At 58.8% G+C, this 17,055-nt stretch carries 3 protein-coding genes; 2 read left to right on the top strand and 1 reads right to left on the bottom strand.

All coding sequences use genetic code 11. The annotated features are described in order from the left end of the window. Positions 1-129: 129 nt before the first annotated feature. The gene (locus tag FH603_RS12960) at positions 130-4,416 is read right to left on the bottom strand and encodes a two-component regulator propeller domain-containing protein (protein WP_342355216.1); all 4,287 of its coding nucleotides are present in this window, start codon (positions 4,414-4,416) and stop codon (positions 130-132) included. A gap of 550 nt (positions 4,417-4,966) precedes the next feature. Here FH603_RS12960 and FH603_RS12955 point away from each other — a divergent pair. Further along, positions 4,967-16,636, top strand: a complete 11,670-nt coding sequence (locus tag FH603_RS12955; RefSeq protein WP_186737947.1) for a putative Ig domain-containing protein — start codon at positions 4,967-4,969, stop codon at positions 16,634-16,636. Between the two features lie 43 nt (positions 16,637-16,679). Next, positions 16,680-16,943, top strand: coding sequence for a hypothetical protein (locus FH603_RS12950; protein WP_186737946.1), 264 nt, complete (start codon positions 16,680-16,682; stop codon positions 16,941-16,943). The last annotated feature ends 112 nt before the right edge of the window (positions 16,944-17,055 follow it).

Raw genomic sequence — 17,055 nt, 5'->3', positions numbered from 1 at the left:
CAGCTGACCCGGTTTTTCACTCTGACCCGTCCAAAATTGTGTTGACCGTTTACTGGTTATCTATCTTTTGCTGGCGACTAATCGAAAATAAGCAGAACTGTTCCAGCGGGTGGAAAAAAGGGAGATCGGTTACTCTATGTCCCGAAAACTACTGGGGGAGACCCCCTTTGCTTCCGAAAAAACCCGGCTGAAGTACCGGGGATTGTCGAAGCCCACCGCATAAGCAACTTCAGCAACGCTCAACGCTGAATTAGTTAGAAGCTCTTCGGCTTTTTGCAGGCGAAGAGTCCTCAAGTAAGGAATTACTGACATGCCTGTTAGCGCCATTATCTTGCGGTACAACGCGTTCCGGCTCATGCCCATCAACTCACAGATTATGGTCGTATCAAGGGCCACATTATCCAGATGAAGCTCCAGCGTACGGCGCAGTTTGGCCACAAACTGATCTTCCCGCGCATCGGCCCCGTCGGCGGGAGCCGGGCTGGGCTGTAGGTTACCCAGCGCCCGCTGGCTGTAATAGCGCTGTAGCAACCGTCTGGTCTGGAGCATATTATCTAGCACAAGCAGTAACTCTTCTCGCCCGAAAGGCTTAACCAGGTACGCATCGCCCCCGCGCCGTAGACCCATCATCCGGTCGTCCACCGCGGCCCGGGCCGTAAGCAGTACAATAGGAATGTGGCTCGTGCGTTCGTCGTTCTTCAGGGTGTCGCAGAGTTCAAATCCGTCTTTGACGGGCATCATCACATCGCTCAGGATCAGGTCCGGTGTGATAGCTATGGCCTGGTCAATGCCGATCTGTCCGTTTTCGGCCCATATGACCTGGTACTCCTGCTGCAGGCAGCTCTGGATGTAGATGGCTACATCGTCATTATCTTCCACCAGCAACAGAATGGGGCGATCAGGAGCCTCCTCCGGCCCGGATTCGACCCGGTCTGGAGGGACCCAGGCACCCATCTCATCCGGGTCAGCTGCGGGCGGGATGGGCACGGGCAGTATATCCTCTGCCAGGGGTGCCTGCCGTGTCAGGGGTAGGCGAACCACGAATTCCGCGCCCTCCAGGCTGGGCCCATCCAGACCGGGCCCCTCCAGACCGGATCGGTTGCGAACCGCCAGGCCACCCCGCATCAGGCTAACCAACTCCCGCACCAGCGAGAGACCAATGCCGGTACCACCACTGGCGTACTCGTCCGCATTAGGCTCGGCCGGGCTGCGAATGGCCACGATTGGCTGGGCCTGATAAAACCGGTCAAAAATCCTGGTCAGGCTGGCCGGATCAATGCCAGGACCGGTATCGCTGACGGTGATCTGAATCCACGGGTCGTTCAGCTGACGAGTTGGCATAAGTGCCTCGTGGTAGCCCGCCGGGGTAAGGGGTTGCCAGCGGGGCTGAATAGCCACTTCACACCGTACCTCCCCCCCCTGCGGGGTAAAATGGAGAGCGTTTCCCAGCAGGTTAGCGACGATATCCTGAAGTTTGTCGGGGTTGAAGTCGGCCTCCACGCTTTCCTCCTCCGCGTGTACGATCAGGCGTACACGTTTTGTCTCGGCTATCGAATGAAACGATTCACCCACGTACCGAACAAAGTGGATCAGGTCGGTTCGCACGAGTTTGAGCGGCATCTTGCCGGCTTCCAGCCGGGAGAGGTCCAGAATCTGATTGATCAGCCGCAGCAGGTTGCGGCCGTTGCGCTCAATCAGGAGGGCCGACTTCCGCAACTGGGGATCTGCCTGCCGGTGGAGGTTGTCGGCCATGCCCAGAATCACCGTCAGGGGCGTACGGAACTCATGAGAGATGTTAGCAAAAAAGCGTGATTTCGTCTCATCAAGCTGTAACAGATCCTGAGCCTGCCGGGCAATGGTCTGGGTAGCCTCGTTGATCTGGTTTTGCAGCCGGATCTGTGACTTTTGGTATTGCCAGTCCCGCCACCGACCCCAGGCCCACACTCCGCCCAGCAACAGAAACACCAGCGGAAAGGCAAACCAGCCGCGCAGATAAAACGGCCGCTGAACGTGTACCCCAATGGATAGCGTTGACGACGACAGTCGACCATCGGCAGCCTGCCCCCGAATCAGCAGTTCATGGTCGCCGTAGGGCAGGTTGCCCAGCCGCAGCGAGGATTCCGTCTGGTAGCGCCAGGTATTATCCACCCCCCTGAATTGGTAGGCATACGTATTTTTCTGGGCATCGGTGTAGTTGAGCAGCGCGAAATCGAGGATACTGCTCCGGTCGTCGGGCAGCAGTGTGATTTGATTGGTTTTAATGAGTTCCCCGGTCTTGTCGACCAGCGTATTGCGGTCGGCATCGAACTGGCGGAAGGCTACCACCCGCAGGGGTAGGGCGGGCAGTGGGGGTTCGGCTTCGAAATCACGCGGATCGAAGGTCGTTACCCCGTTGAGACCACCGAAATAGAGTCGCCCCTGCGCATCCTGGTAGTGCGCGATGCGGTTGAACTCGTTGTGGGTGATGCCATTCTGCACCGTATAGGCCCGGGTGGTGAGCCGGACCGGATCAAACTGCATAATGCCGTAGTCGCTGCTGAGCCAGAGGTGGCCCCGGCGGTCGGCATACACCGCGTAAATATTATCGTTGTTCAACCCATCGGCCCGTTTGAACTGGCGGTAGCGGCTCCGGGTGCGGTCCCAGCGCACCAGTCCCGCATTGGCCGTGGCCAGCCAGAAGAGCCCGTTGGGTGCCTGGTAAAAATGCTGGTAGCTGTCGGCTGGTAGCTTGAAAGCACCCCTGCCACCCCGCCAATAGCGGGCCGTAACGCCCTTTTTAGGGTCGACGGTGTAGAGCCCCGTGGTGGTGCAGAGCCAGATCGTGCCTTGCCGGTCGGTACCAATGTGTAATACGTGAGCCTGGGCTAACTCGGAAAACTGGTTATAACCCCGGAAGGGGGTAACTTGGTTTATGGCTGGGTCGACCAGCCACAGGCCGGGGTCTCCACCAGCCAGCAACCGGTGGGGATTGGCCGAAAAGGGATGAATAGTCCATACGGTTCCCGGGCCGGGTATGGGCATCACGCTGGTCCTGGTGGTTCGATAATCGTAGGCCACCAGCGTATATTCCTCCCCCAGGTACAGCTTTTTTTCCACCGGACCGCTTAAGCTTCTGAATGACTTCGGATTCGCAAACACTTGGCGAACCAATGCCCCCGAACGCCGACTGGCAAACAAACCAAGACTGTTCTCCAGATTCGTGTAGAGCGTATCGCCCACGGCGGTTATGCCGCGCACAGCGGGTTGTTTCCCGCTGCCGGACTGATAGAACAGACGGTGGAAATAGTTTTGACTAATCCGAATCTGGTAGAGGCCAAAGCTGGTTCCTAACCAAAAGTCCCCGTTTTGGTCCCGGAAGAAGCTCCGGGCATCAATCGGGCCACTGGACAGTTGATCGCTGATGTCGAGGATAACGTTTCCAGTGGAGTCATGCAGCTGGTTACCGTTCAGGGTCAGTCCACTCCGGTCGAAGGTGTAGCCCACTGAATTGTCAATTTTTTTCGACTCAACCAGAGCAGCCAGGGTCGGCTGACGATGACCTGCCCCGTCGATTTTATACAGTTGGCTTACCGCCGGGTGCAACGAGTCTGGTATAGTCTGGTAAAAGAAATCCGTACCGGCGTTACGCTGGCCATAATAGGCATAGATACGGCTGGTTTTGGGGTGGTTGTAGGTTTGCAGCACGCGCCCCTCCGGCGTTAGTTCCACCAGTTGGTTCCGGTTAGCAATGGCCCAGACTGTGTTGCGGGTAGTAACGGCCACCAGCGCCAGGGTTTTGTACCGGGGTAGCGGCACCGTCTTCAGACCCGACCGGGGGTGGTAGACGTTCAGGCTGGCCGGTTGGTAATCAACAAAGAAAATGGTCCCGTCGTCACTATTCAGCAGAATTGGCGTCCAATCCGGGGGGTGGTTGGGTCGGGGATGGTGGAACCGTTTCTCGAAGGAGGTGGCTACTCCTGTTATAGGGTTAAAGAGGGTGATGGCTGATTTGCCCTCGGGACCCATGAGCCACAGCCACCCATCGGCATCTTGAGCGATGGACTGAATGTCGTCAAAGTCGAGCCCATTTTTTTCACGGGTATACGTCGTGAAGGTAGCCCCGTCGAAGCGGTTGAGCCCAAACTTGGTGCCGAACCACATGAAGTCCCGGCGGTCCTGAAAAATAGCGTTCACTTCGCGGTGGGCCAGCCCCTGCTCGGTTCCGTACCGCTGAACGGATGCCGCAAAGTGCTGCGCTCCCGTCTGGAGGGACCCGGTCTGGAGGGACCCGGTCTGGAGGGACCCGGTCTGGAGGGACCCGGTCTGGAGGGACCCGGTCTGGAGGGACCCGGTCTGGAGGGACCCGGTCTGGAGGGACCCGGCCATCGAACAGAAATCAACTAAGAAGGATATGGCCAGGCCGACCGCTTTTTTCACCGTATGATTGGTAAGGTCTGATTCCGGGGATGAACGGTCAAATATAAGTAGTGTCTTATCTTAATACGTATACTAAGTGGGATATTCTTTTGCTGCCGTCCTTCTCCCCTGGCTGGTCTGCCCAATGGCCGCCCTGGTAATTCCGGTACTGGACTTTCCTACCTACGCAATTTTCATTTTCTGAAAAAACCAGATAAAACACTGATTTTATTCCACTTTTTTCTTACTGTACCACCAACAAGCCACTGTTTGGGCGAAATCTGCACCTATTTGGGTGAAATCTGCACATCGGTCTGACGGCCTTCGGCTAAACTTGCACCAGCATTCAGGACCGAAAAGCTCCCTTTTTTATCTCCCGATTTGGGGAGCTGATTCGGGGTTGACTGCGGCCGAATCTTCCTCTTTTCATCCTTACTCGTCCAGTGCTTACCCGCCCCTCATGCGTCACCTCCCCATGTCTTAAACGGGCGAGGGGGCGATGCCTCATCCCCCAATAACCCACCTTGCTGGTTTCTTTTCTGCATAAACGACGCATTCAAAACTCATCTCTATGACGCTTTCTTTACCTTCTTTTACCCGTTTTCTGGTGCGAACCCTCCCGCTGCTAGTGCTGCTGTCAGGTAGCAGCCTACTGACTCAAGCCCAGTCGATTCGGTATGTGAAATCCGCTGCCACGGGCAACGGCAGTAGCTGGGCCAACGCCAGTGGCGACTTGCAGGCTATGATCAATGCCAGCAGCAATGGTCAGCAGGTCTGGGTAGCCACGGGCACCTACAAACCCGGTGGCAATGCCAATACCGACCGCACCGTCAGCTTTGCCATGAAGAACGGGGTGAACATGTACGGGGGCTTTGTAGGTAATGAAACTGCTCTAGGTGCCCGCCCAGCCATTAACCTGACCACCCCCTCGGCCACCATCCTTTCCGGCGATATTGGCGCGGCAGGTGATGCAGAAGACAACAGCTTCCACGTCATTTTGAATCGTCTCGGGGTAACCAACATCACGGTGCTGGATGGCTTTGTCATTACGGGGGGCAATGCCAACGAACCAGGACCACCCCAGGAGCCACGGAATATTGGTGGGGGCATATGTAATGTTGACCAGTCATCTTTCGCGAACCCAAGTAGTGGTCCGCCTAGCAGCCCACAAATCAGCAACTGTTTGTTTGTGGCTAATTCGGCTACCTTTGGTGGGGCCATCTACAACGGCGGTAGCTCGGCCTCGGGCGTCAGCAGCCCCACATTAACCAACTGTGTCTTCCGGAATAATACCGCTATCAGCCCGGTGACCACTGATCCCAGCAAAGGCGGGGCTATTTATAACAGGGGAGGGTCTAGTACCGCTATCCAGCCCACACTGACTAACTGTCTTTTTCAGTCCAATTCGGCTGACGCTGGCGGGGCCGTCTACAACGATGGGTTTAGAGGGAGAACAAGTAGCCCCGAATTAACGAACTGCTCTTTTGAGGACAACCGTGCTGTCTCCGGCGGGGCTATTTGCAACAATGGTCGAAGCGATGGGGGTAACAGTAGCCCTAAGCTGACCAATTGTTCGTTTAAGACCAATCGTGCAGCGGATCAGGGCGGAGCCATTTTCAACGATGGGGATTTTAATGGTAACAGCAGCCCACTCATCCGCAATTGTTCGTTTCAGACTAATTCGGCTGTCGATGGCGGGGCCATTTACAACCTAACGGGTGGTATTCGCGGGGATAACAGGAGCAGTCCTAAGCTGACCAACTGTTTGTTTCAATCCAATACTGCTTCCTCCGGCGGGGCCGTCTACAACTTTACCAGATATGAAGGTGAAATCGAATTGGTGCTGACCAACTGTACCTTTCAAGCTAATAACGCTGGTGCTGGTGGGGTGCTCTTTGGCTTTGGTTATGGAAATGGTTATTTGTCTAATACCACCCTAATCAACTGTGTATTGTTTGGCAATGGAGGAGCCAGTACGTTTACCAATAATTCTACTACTATCTCCGCCACGTATAGTTTGTTTGATGCTTCAGTGAATGGCTATTCGGATAGCCCGAGTAATCGGAAAGTTACCGTCTCGCCCTTTGCCAGCACCAGCGATCCGGCTCTCTTCGCCTGTAGCCCGGCTGTCAACGCGGGGTTGAACTCGGCTACTGGTTTAGTGGGTATTACTACTGATCTGGCGAATAATCCCCGCATATTTGGTGAACGGGTTGATATGGGGGCCTATGAGTATCAGGCCGCTGGGGGACTCGCCATCACCGTCCCCAGCGTGAGCACGGCGACGTCAGGTGTAGCCTTCAGCCAGCCTTTTGTGGCTTCGGGGGGTGCAGGTCCCTACAGCTACAGTCTGGCCAGCGGCAGTTTGCCTGCGGGACTGAGTCTGGCGGCCAATGGCACGCTGAGTGGCACGCCTGCTGGGGTGGGCAGTTTTTCGATTACCGTCAAGGCCACCAATGCCACCAGTTGTTCGGGGGTGAGTGCACCCTACGTCCTGAGAGTAGCGTCCGCTACGCCCATCCGCTACGTTCGGGCGGGCGCAAAGGGTAGCGGTAACAGCTGGGCCGATGCCAGTGGTAATCTCCAAAGCCAGATCAACTTCACCGGTGCTGAGCAGGTCTGGGTAGCCACGGGCACCTACAAACCCACCACCACCAACGACCGCAGTATCAGTTTCTCGATGAAGAACGGGGTGCCTATCTACGGGGGCTTTGCGGGTAATGAAACCGTCCTGAGCCAACGGGTGCTGAGTACCCCGCTGGCGACCATACTCAGTGGCGACATCGGTGCCGCGGGTAACACCGCCGACAACAGTTACCACGTCATCAACAACCCCACGGGCCTGACTAACACGGCGGTGCTGGATGGCTTCCTCATTACCGGCGGCAATGCCAATGGCAACTCACCCGACGATTCGGGCGGGGGAATGATAAACAACGGCAGTAGCGCCAACAACAACTGTAGCCCTCTGATTCGGAACTGTCTGTTTCTTGGCAATACAGCCGCCAATGGGGGTGGGGCCCTCTACAACGCCGGTTACACGAACGGCAACAGTAACCCCAGCCTGATCAACTGCGCCTTCCAGAGCAATGCCGCCAATCGGGGTGGGGCCATCTACAACGATGGGAGTATTGGGGGCAACAGTAATCCCAGCCTGACCAATTGTTCGTTTCAGGCCAACTCGGCTGCCTCCGGCGGGGCGATGGGCAACGTTGCTTTTCAGGGAAACAGCCGCCCCGTGCTGACCAACTGTGTGGTGTGGGGTAACGGCGGGGCCAGTACCTTCAACAACCAGCAGGGCGCTTTCATCACGACCAGCTACAGTTTGTTCGAGACTTCGGCGACGGGCTACAACGCAGGAACGGGCAACCTGACCACCACCACTTCACCGTTTGCCAGTACAACGACTACCCTGTTGAGCTGTAGCTCGTCGGCCATCGACGCGGGCGACCCGGCCACCCCAGCCGCCACCGTTGGCAGCATCGATCTGGCTGGTAATGCCCGCTTCTTCAATGGGGGCCGTATCGACATGGGCGCTTACGAAGTACAAGAAGCGACCACAATTGCGATCACCACGCCTAATGTGAGCACGGCAACGCTGGGCGCAGACTTCAACCAGTCTTTCACCGCTACGGGTGGCACTGGCCCCTACAGCTACAGCCTGGCCAGCGGCAGCTTACCCACGGGCCTGGGTCTGGCCACCACGGGGGTGCTGAGTGGCACGCCCACCCAAATCGGCAGCTTCACGATCACCGTGCTGGGCCGGAGCGCCAGGGGTTGTTCGGGCGTGAGTGCGGCTTATGTCCTGACGGTGCGTGCCCCCATTTCGCCCATCCGCTACGTCCGAGCGGGGGCAGCGGGTAGCGGCAGTAGCTGGGCCGATGCCAGTGGCAATCTCCAAAGTCAGATTGACTTCGCCGGTGCGCAGCAGGTTTGGGTGGCTCAGGGTACCTACAAACCCACCACCACCACCGGTCCTGATAGCCGCACTATCAGCTTTACCATGAAGAACGGGGTGAGGATCATAGGCGGTTTTGCCGCTACGGATACGCCTACGCTGGCCGAGCGCAACCCTGGCCGCTTCGTCACCACCCTGAGTGGCGACATTGGCACCGCAGGCAACACCGGCGATAACAGCTACCACGTCATCCGCAATCTATTTATCGACAACACGGCGGTGCTTGACGGCTTTTTCATCACCGGTGGCCGGGCCAATGGGACCAGTGACCAACCAACCGATGGGAAGGGCTTTGGCGGGGGAATGTACAATTACGGCGGCAGTCCGGTTCTGATCGATTGTAATTTTCAGAGTAATTCGGCTTCTTTTGAAGGCGGGGGACTATTCAACTTTGGCAACAGCGAGCCTACTGTGGTCAATTGCAGCTTCCAGAGTAATTCGGCATCGTTCGGCGGAGGAATGTCCAATAATAGCAGTAGCCCTACGGTGATTAACGGTACCTTCCAGAGCAATACCGCTTCTACTATCGGTGGGGGCGTGTACAATTATTATGGTAGCCCCAAGCTAATTAGCTGTCTCTTTCAGGCTAATTCGGCCCTTGAAGGCGGGGGGATGTACTCCAGTAATGCAGAAACTACCCCCACTGTGATCAACTGTAGCTTTCAGGGTAATTCGGCTCAACGGGGCGGGGGGGTGGCCAATGCCTACACCAATGTGACCCTGACCAACTGCACGTTTCAAGGCAATACGGCTACTATCTTCGGCGGGGGGGTGTATAATTTATCGGGCAGTGCCAGCCTGACTAACTGTGTGCTGTTTGGCAATGGAGAAGCCAATACGTTATATTCGATCAGCGGCAGTGTCGGGGCCACCTATAGTCTGTTCGAGTCCTCGGTGACCGGGTACGCCGGCGACAACAACCTGACAACCACCGTCTCGCCGTTTGTGAGCCCCACCGATGCGAGTCTCAACGGCTGCTCACCAGCCATCAACGCGGGTGATAACGCGGCCTATAACGCGGCATATCCCCCGACTATCAGCTCCACTACGGACGTGGCCGGAAACCCCCGGCTATTCCCCAGCGGGGGCCGGATCGACATGGGTGCCTATGAGTACCAGGCCGCTCCCAACCCGGCACCAACGGTGGCCATCCCCAGTGTAAGTACGGTGACGGTGGGCGTGGCTTTCAGCCAGACCTTCACCGCTTCGGGCAGCAATGGTCCCTATAGTTACAGTCTGGTCGGCGGCAGTCTGCCTCCGGGTTTGAGTCTGTCCACTACGGGCGTGCTGAGTGGTACCCCCACCCAAACGGGCAGCTTCACCCTCACGGTGCTGGGCCAGGGTGCCAACGGTTGTTCAAGGGAGGGGGCGCCCTACGTGCTGACGGTGCAACCCGCTACCCCCATCCGCTACGTCAGGGTAGGGGCTTCAGGCAGCGGCAACAGCTGGGCCGATGCCAGTGGCGATCTACAAAGCCAGATCCGCCTGTCCGGTGCTGAGCAGGTGTGGGTGGCTCAGGGTACCTACACCCCCGGCCCGGCGGGCAACACCGACCGCAACGCCCGATTTGCCATGAAAAACGGCGTGCGCATCCTGGGGGGCTTTGCGGCCAGTGGTAATCCCACGCTGACCGAGCGTAACCTCACCGGCTTCCCCACGGTGCTCAGTGGCGACATCGGTGAAGCGGGCAACCCCGCCGACAATGCGTACAGTGTGATCAACAACCCTCCTGGACTGACCGCAACGGCGGTGCTGGATGGCTTTGTCATTCGCGATGGTAATGCCAACGGATCTGATTATAGCAGGGGCGGGGGAATGATCAATGACGACAACAGCAGTCCCACCCTGATCAACTGCAGCTTTGTGAGCAATTCGGCTACTGAAGGCGGGGGGATCTATAATAATTTCTATAGTACTCCAACACTGATTAACTGTAGTTTCATTGGCAATTCGGCTTCTCAGGTTGGTGGCGCAGTATATAATTACAACAGCAATCCAAGCTTCACCAACTGTAGCTTTGTGAGCAATTCGGCATCTCAGCGTGGCTCGGTGCTGTTCAGTAGTTACAACATTAATCTGACGCTAACCAACTGCGTGCTGTTTAATAATGGTGGACCCAGTACCTTTTATACGAATACGGGCAGTGTAACGGTCCGCTACAGTTTGATGGAAACCGGGGTGACGGGCTACACCGATGGGGGTAACAACCTGACCACTACCGTCTCGCCCTTTGTAAGTTCCAGCGATACCCGGCTCAACGGCTGCGCCCCCGCTATCAACGCAGGCGATAACGCAGCTTATTCCTCAGCCAATGGACCCAGCACCGACCCGGCCAGCAATGCCCGTATCTTCCCCAGTGGAGGTCGGAACGACATGGGGGCCTACGAGTATCAGGCCCCTCCCACCGTCATCATCGTGTCTGCTCCCGGTGTTAGCACAGCCGCGGTGGGCGTGGCTTTCAGTCAGACCTTCACCGCGTCGGGCGGCAGTAGCCCCTACACCTACACGGTGGACAGCGGCAGTTTGCCCACGGGTTTGAATCTGGCCAGCAATGGTACCCTAAGTGGCGCGCCTACCCAGGCGGGCAGCTTCACCATCACCGTCAAGACTACCGATGCCAGTGGCTGTTCGGGGGTGAGTGCGCCCTACGTCCTGACGGTGGAGTCCGCTACACCCATCCGCTACGTCCGAACAGGTGCCACTGGCAGCGGCAATAGCTGGGCCGACGCCAGTGGGGATCTGCGAGGCCAGATCGACCTGGTAGGAACTCAGCAGGTGTGGGTAGCTCAGGGTACCTACAAGCCCACCGGAACGCCGGCCGCCCCCGGCACCGACCGCAACAGCAACTTTTCGATGAAGAACGGGGTGAGCATCCTGGGGGGCTTTCCTGCCAGTGGTAATCCCACGCTGACTGAGCGTAACCCTGCTGGTTTTCCTACCATACTCAGTGGCGACATTGGTACGGTGGGCAGCAACACCGACAACAGCTTGCATGTGATCTATAACTCGAATGTCGATAACACGGCGGTGCTGGATGGGTTTGTCATCCGCGACGGTAATGCCAATGCCAGCGGGGGTTTTGAATCCTATGGCGGGGGGATATTTAACACCGGCAGCAGCCCCACCCTGACCAACTGTAGCTTCCTGAGCAATGCTGCTACTGTATCTGGCGGGGGAGTATACAGTTATCAGGGTAGTACCACGCTGACCAACTGTGTCTTCCAAGGCAATTCGGCTTCTTTCGGCGGGGGGATACTCAGTCAGTATGGTAGCCTTGCCGTGACCAATTGTAGCTTCCAGGGCAATACGGCTTCCCAAGGCGGGGCGATATTCGCTTTTTCGGGTATCTCCACGCTAACCAACTGCGTGCTGTTTGACAACGGAGGAACCAATACGTTTTACGGCTACGATGGCGGCAGTGTAACGGTCCGCTACAGTCTGTTGGAAACCGGGGTGACGGGCTACACCGATGGGGGTAACAACCTGACCACTACCGTCTCGCCCTTTGTAAGTTCCAGCGATACCCGGCTCAACGGCTGCGCCCCCGCTATCAACGCAGGCGATAACGCAGCTTACTCCTCGGCCAATGGACCCGCCACCGACCCGGCCAGCAACGCCCGTATCTTCCCTAGCGGAGGTCGGATCGACATGGGGGCCTACGAGTATCAGGCCCCTCCCACCGTCTTCACCCTGCCTGTCCCCGGCGTGAGCACAGCAACGCTGGGAGTACCCTTTAGCCAGACCTTCACCGCTTCGGGTGGCACCAGCCCTTACAGCTATAGTCTGGCCATCGGCAGTCTGCCTCCGGGTTTGAGTCTGGCTAACACGGGCGTGCTGAGTGGTACCCCCACCCAGACGGGCAGTTTCACCATCACCGTCAAAGCTGCTGATGCCAATGGCTGTTCGGGGGTGAGTGCGCCCTACGGGCTGACGGTGACTGAGGCCGTCAGCCCCAACCCGACGCTGGCTGGCTTTGCCGCCAGTCCGGGGGCAGTCTGCGTAGGGAGCCCCGTTGCCTTCACCGCCACGGTGGGTAACCTCACGGGTGAGTACAGCTACACGCTCACCAACGGAGGCAGTGCTCCCCTGACGGGCAGTGCCAGCGGCAGCCCGTTCAGCCAATCCATCACGGCCAGCGGCACGGGCACCCAGAGTTTCACCCTGACGGTGAGTGCCAACGGCCAGTCCGCATCCAGCGTCACCGCTCTGACGGTGAACCCCCGGCCGGTGGCCAGCCTGGTCAGCAGCGGTACCCTGAGTTGTGGGGTGACCAGCGTGACCCTGACGGCCAGCCCCAGCGGGCAAACCTATACCTTCAGTAGTGGAGCCACCCAAATTGGTAATGGCCCTACGGCCACGGTGAGCAACGCGGGCGTCTATTCGGTAACGGTCATTACGGCTAATGGCTGTTCCGCTACGGCCAGTACCAGCGTTATCAGCACCACCGCTGCGGTGACCATCACCATGCCCGGCGTGAGCACGGCCACGGTGGACGTGGCCTTCAGTCAGGCATTCACCGCGTCGGGTGGCACTGGCCCCTACAGCTATAGTCTGGCCAGTGGCAGTCTGCCTCCGGGTTTGAGTCTGGCCAGCACGGGCGTGCTATCAGGCACGCCTACTCAAAGCGGCAGCTTTACCATTACGGTGCGGGGCCAGGACGCCACGGGCTGTTCGGGGGTGAGTGCGCCCTACGGGCTGACGGTGACTGAGGCCGCCAGCCCCAACCCGACGCTGGCCGGCTTTGCCGCCAGTCCGGGAGCGGTCTGCGCAGGGAGCCCCGTTAGCTTCACGGCGATGGTGGGCAACGTAACGGGTGAGTACAGCTATACACTCACCAACGGAAGCAGTACTCCGCTGTCGGGTAGCGCCAGCGGCAATACCTTCAGCCAGAGCCTGACGGCTACTGGATCAGGCGCCCAACGCTTCACGCTGACGGTCAGTGACGATGGTCAGTCCGCATCCAGCGAAACAACCCTGACGGTGAACCCCTTGCCTATGGCCAGCCTGACCAACAACGGGCCGCTGAGTTGCGCCCAGACCAGCGTCACCCTGACGGCAGATGGGGGTAGTTCCTACACGTTTGCCAGTGGCAGCGGGGTGCTGGGAACACCGGGGCCGGCCAATACGGTGGTGGTGAGTACACCGGGCACGTATTCGGTGACGGTGGCCTCGGCCAGTGGTTGTGTGAGCACCACCAGCACGAGCGTCACCGCCGATCAACAGGTTCCTCTAGTCAGCATCAGCCCGTCCAGTGCCACGCTAAGCTGCACCAGTCCGACGGTGAGTTTGACGGCTATGGGCACGGGCACTGTGCGCTGGAGCACGGGGGAGACCACGCCAATCATCTCCGTGACCACAGCGGGCACTTACTCGGTGACCCTAACGAGCGCCAGCAGCTGTTCGGCTTCGGCCAGTGCGGTTATCGGCGGGGATCAAAGCGCCCCAACGGCCAGCATCAGTCCTAGTTCAGCGACGCTGACCTGTGCCAGCCCAACCGTCAGCTTGACGGCGGTGGGAGCGGGTAATGTCTTGTGGAGCACTGGCTCGACTGATCGGGTGATTACGGTGAGTGCATCGGGTACTTACTCGGTCACGCTGACGAGTGCCAACGGCTGTTCTGCCAGTGCCAGTGCGGTTATCAGTGGGGATCAAAGCGCCCTGACGGTCAGCCTGGTCAGCAGCGGGAGCCTGACCTGCGCCGTCGTCAGTGTGACCCTGACGGCCAGTCCCAACGGGCAAACGTACACGTTCAGCGGTCCGGGTGTGATCAGTTCAACGGGCAATACCGCTGTGGTGAACGTAGCGGGAACCTACTCGGTGACGGTGACCAACGGTATAACGGGCTGTGCCAGCACTACTTCGATCACCATTAGTCGGGACGCCAGTACACCCATAGCCACTATTTCGGCTTCTCCATCGACGACGCTGAGTTGCGCCCAGACGAGCCTGACCCTGACGGCGGGGGGAGGCAACAGCTATACTTTCAATGGTCCGGGGGTGGTGAGCCAGAGCGGCAATCAGGCCGTAGTGAACGCCAGCGGCACCTACTCGGTCACCGTCACCAATGAGAGCACGGGCTGTTTCAGCACCACCAGCATTACCATCAGTCAGGACAACACGGTTCCCTCGGCCAGTCTGGCCAGCAGCGGCACGCTGAGTTGCGCGGTGACCTCCGTAACGCTGACAGCCAACCCCAACGGGCAAAGCTACCGCTTCAGTGCGGGCGCATCCCAAATCGGTTCGAGTAATCAGGCCACGGTGAGCACGCCGGGTCTGTACTCGGTAACGGTCATCAACGGGGGCAACGGCTGTACGGGCGTGGCCAGCGTGAGCGTTGGTCAGGACAACACGGCCCCTCAGGTGACCATCACGGCGAACCCTTCGTTGACCGTCACCCAGGGCCAGTCCGCCACGCTGACGGCACAAGGAGGCAATACTTACACCTGGAGCACCGGGGCCAATTCAGACGGCATCGTCGTCAGCACGGCGGGCACTTATTCACTCACCGGCACGGCCACTAACGGCTGCACGGGTACAGCCAGTGCGACCCTGACGGTCAACCCCGTGGTGAGCGGGCCCTTCGCCATCACCGCCGTGACCACCGTGAGTTGTGATCCCATCCTGCCCAACCGCTTTAGCGTGAGCTTCAATCCCCGCTACCAGGGCCTGGACGGCACCGCCGTTTCCTTCTCGGTCGCTAACGAGCTCTTCCCCACCGTCCAGCCGGGGCCGTACACCCTGCAACTCTACGCCGATAATCCCACCATCACCCTCAATGCGGTCCAGAATGGGGTCAGCAGCCGTTTCGCCTACAACTGGCTGGCGGCTTGTAATAGTGCCACCACCCCCAACACACCGCCCCGGGTGCAGATGGGTATCCCCGGCCAGACCGCTACGCAGGGCAGCTACGTTTCCTACGTGATTCCCGATGGCACCTTCACTGACACCGAGACACCGGGCAGCCTCAAGCTGTCGGCTACCGGGTTACCTCCCGGCCTGAGCTTCTCGGGAGCCACCCTGTCGGGTACGCCCTCCAGCACGGTGGGTTCGCCCGTCTCGCTGACCATCACGGCTACCGATCCGGGCGGTCTGACGGCCAGTACAACGCTGCAACTCACGGTGCAACCGGCCACGGGCACCCCAGCGCCGACGGCTCCTTTTGCCATCACAGGGGTAACCACTATTAGTTGCACGCCGGTGGCTGACCGCATCAGTATCAGCTTTGCCCCCCGCTACGCGGGCATGAGTGGCCAGCCCATCGCCTTCGAGGTGGTGAATGAACTGGCACCCACGACCGACCCGGCCCCCTACAGCCTGACGCTCTACCGGGACAATCCGGTGATTACCCTGCGGGCTACTCAGACGAATGGTCCGGGTCCGGTGACGTTCCGTTACAATTGGCTGACAGCCTGTGCGAGCGTAGGTCAGGACAATACCCCGCCCCTGCTGAATGAGCCGGTGACACCGCAGAGCGCCACGGTGGGGGTGGGCTACAGTCTGAATGTAGTGAACACCTTCATCGACCAGGAGACCCCGAACCAGATTACGCTCACTTCGAGTGTGCTACCGGCGGGTCTGAGTCTGAGTGGAAAAATGATCAGTGGTTCGCCCAGCATGAGCGGGGTGAGCAGCGTAACGCTGACGGCTACGGACGGGGGCGGTTTATCGACCAGCACCATCTTCAGTATCACGGTGGTACCGGGCACTACCCAGCCGCCGACCCCGCCCACGACAGGGCCTTTCAGCATCACGGGAGTAACCACGGTAAGTTGTGAGGTGGTGAGTGCGAGTCAGCGGAGGGTAACCTTCAGCCCCCGGTACGCGGGTCTGGACGGCAACCCGGTGAGTTTCCGGGTGGTCAACGAGACGGTTGCCACCACCAATTCGGGTCCTTACTCACTGACGCTGTACACGGACAACCCGGTCATCGCCCTGAGCGCGGTGCAGAACGGGGCAAGTACTCAGTTCAGTTATAACTGGCTTTCGGCCTGTAGTACAAATGCCCGCCAGGGAGCCTTTTTGGAAGTACCGCTGAGCGTAGTCGTGCTGGGCAACCCGGTAGCAGGTGAAACGGTACGCTTCGAAGTGCGGGGGGCAGAAGGCCAGCCCCTGCAGTTGACCTTAATCAATCTGCAGGGCCAAGTGGTGAGTAAGCGGGTGGTGGAGCAGGCTGGGTCGGTGGAGATCCAAAGCCTACCGCTTAGCTCCCAGCCCGCGGGTCTGCTGTTGCTGCGGGTCAGTACGCCCCGTCAAAGCCAGACGGTGAACGTGCTCAACCGCTAGGCCGCGTTTACCAGGATGGAAAGCGGCCGCATCAGCTGACTTGATGCGGCCACTTTTTCGCGAATTCTATTCCAGAAACAGAGGCACGTTTACCTGGGTTCAGGTAGAACAAACGGAAGCGTTAGAAACAGTACTTGGGTTAACGTCGGTCAGCTCCTATCAGTCGGATACGGGTAGGGGCAACGCCGGGAAGGTGGATTCGCTGCTGATTGTCCCGCCAGCCCTCGCGCCTGAGCAGGGTAAACAGGCGTTGACAACCGTAACCGACTCGGGTGTCAGCCATCTCGCCATTCGACGTCAGCCATAGCCTCCACCACCGGGCCAAACAACCCTACCCGTTGGGCGTGATGTGCCGCACAGTTGGAATCAATATTAGCATGGCTACCAGACGGGGAAGGTAGGGGTGGTGTAAAGCGGGC

The organism is Spirosoma utsteinense (assembly GCF_014282275.1).
GTDB classification, from domain to species: Bacteria; Bacteroidota; Bacteroidia; order Cytophagales; family Spirosomataceae; genus Spirosoma; species Spirosoma utsteinense.
The sequence above is the reverse complement of the archived record's forward strand: the minus strand, read 5'-3'. Positions and strand labels throughout refer to the sequence as shown.

What these genes read in the sequence shown, in the direction of transcription:
- FH603_RS12950 (WP_186737946.1), top strand. Translation starts at nt 16,680, where the DNA reads ATGCGGCCACTTTTTCGCGAATTCTATTCCAGAAACAGAGGCACGTTT.
- FH603_RS12955 (WP_186737947.1), top strand. Translation starts at nt 4,967, where the DNA reads ATGACGCTTTCTTTACCTTCTTTTACCCGTTTTCTGGTGCGAACCCTC.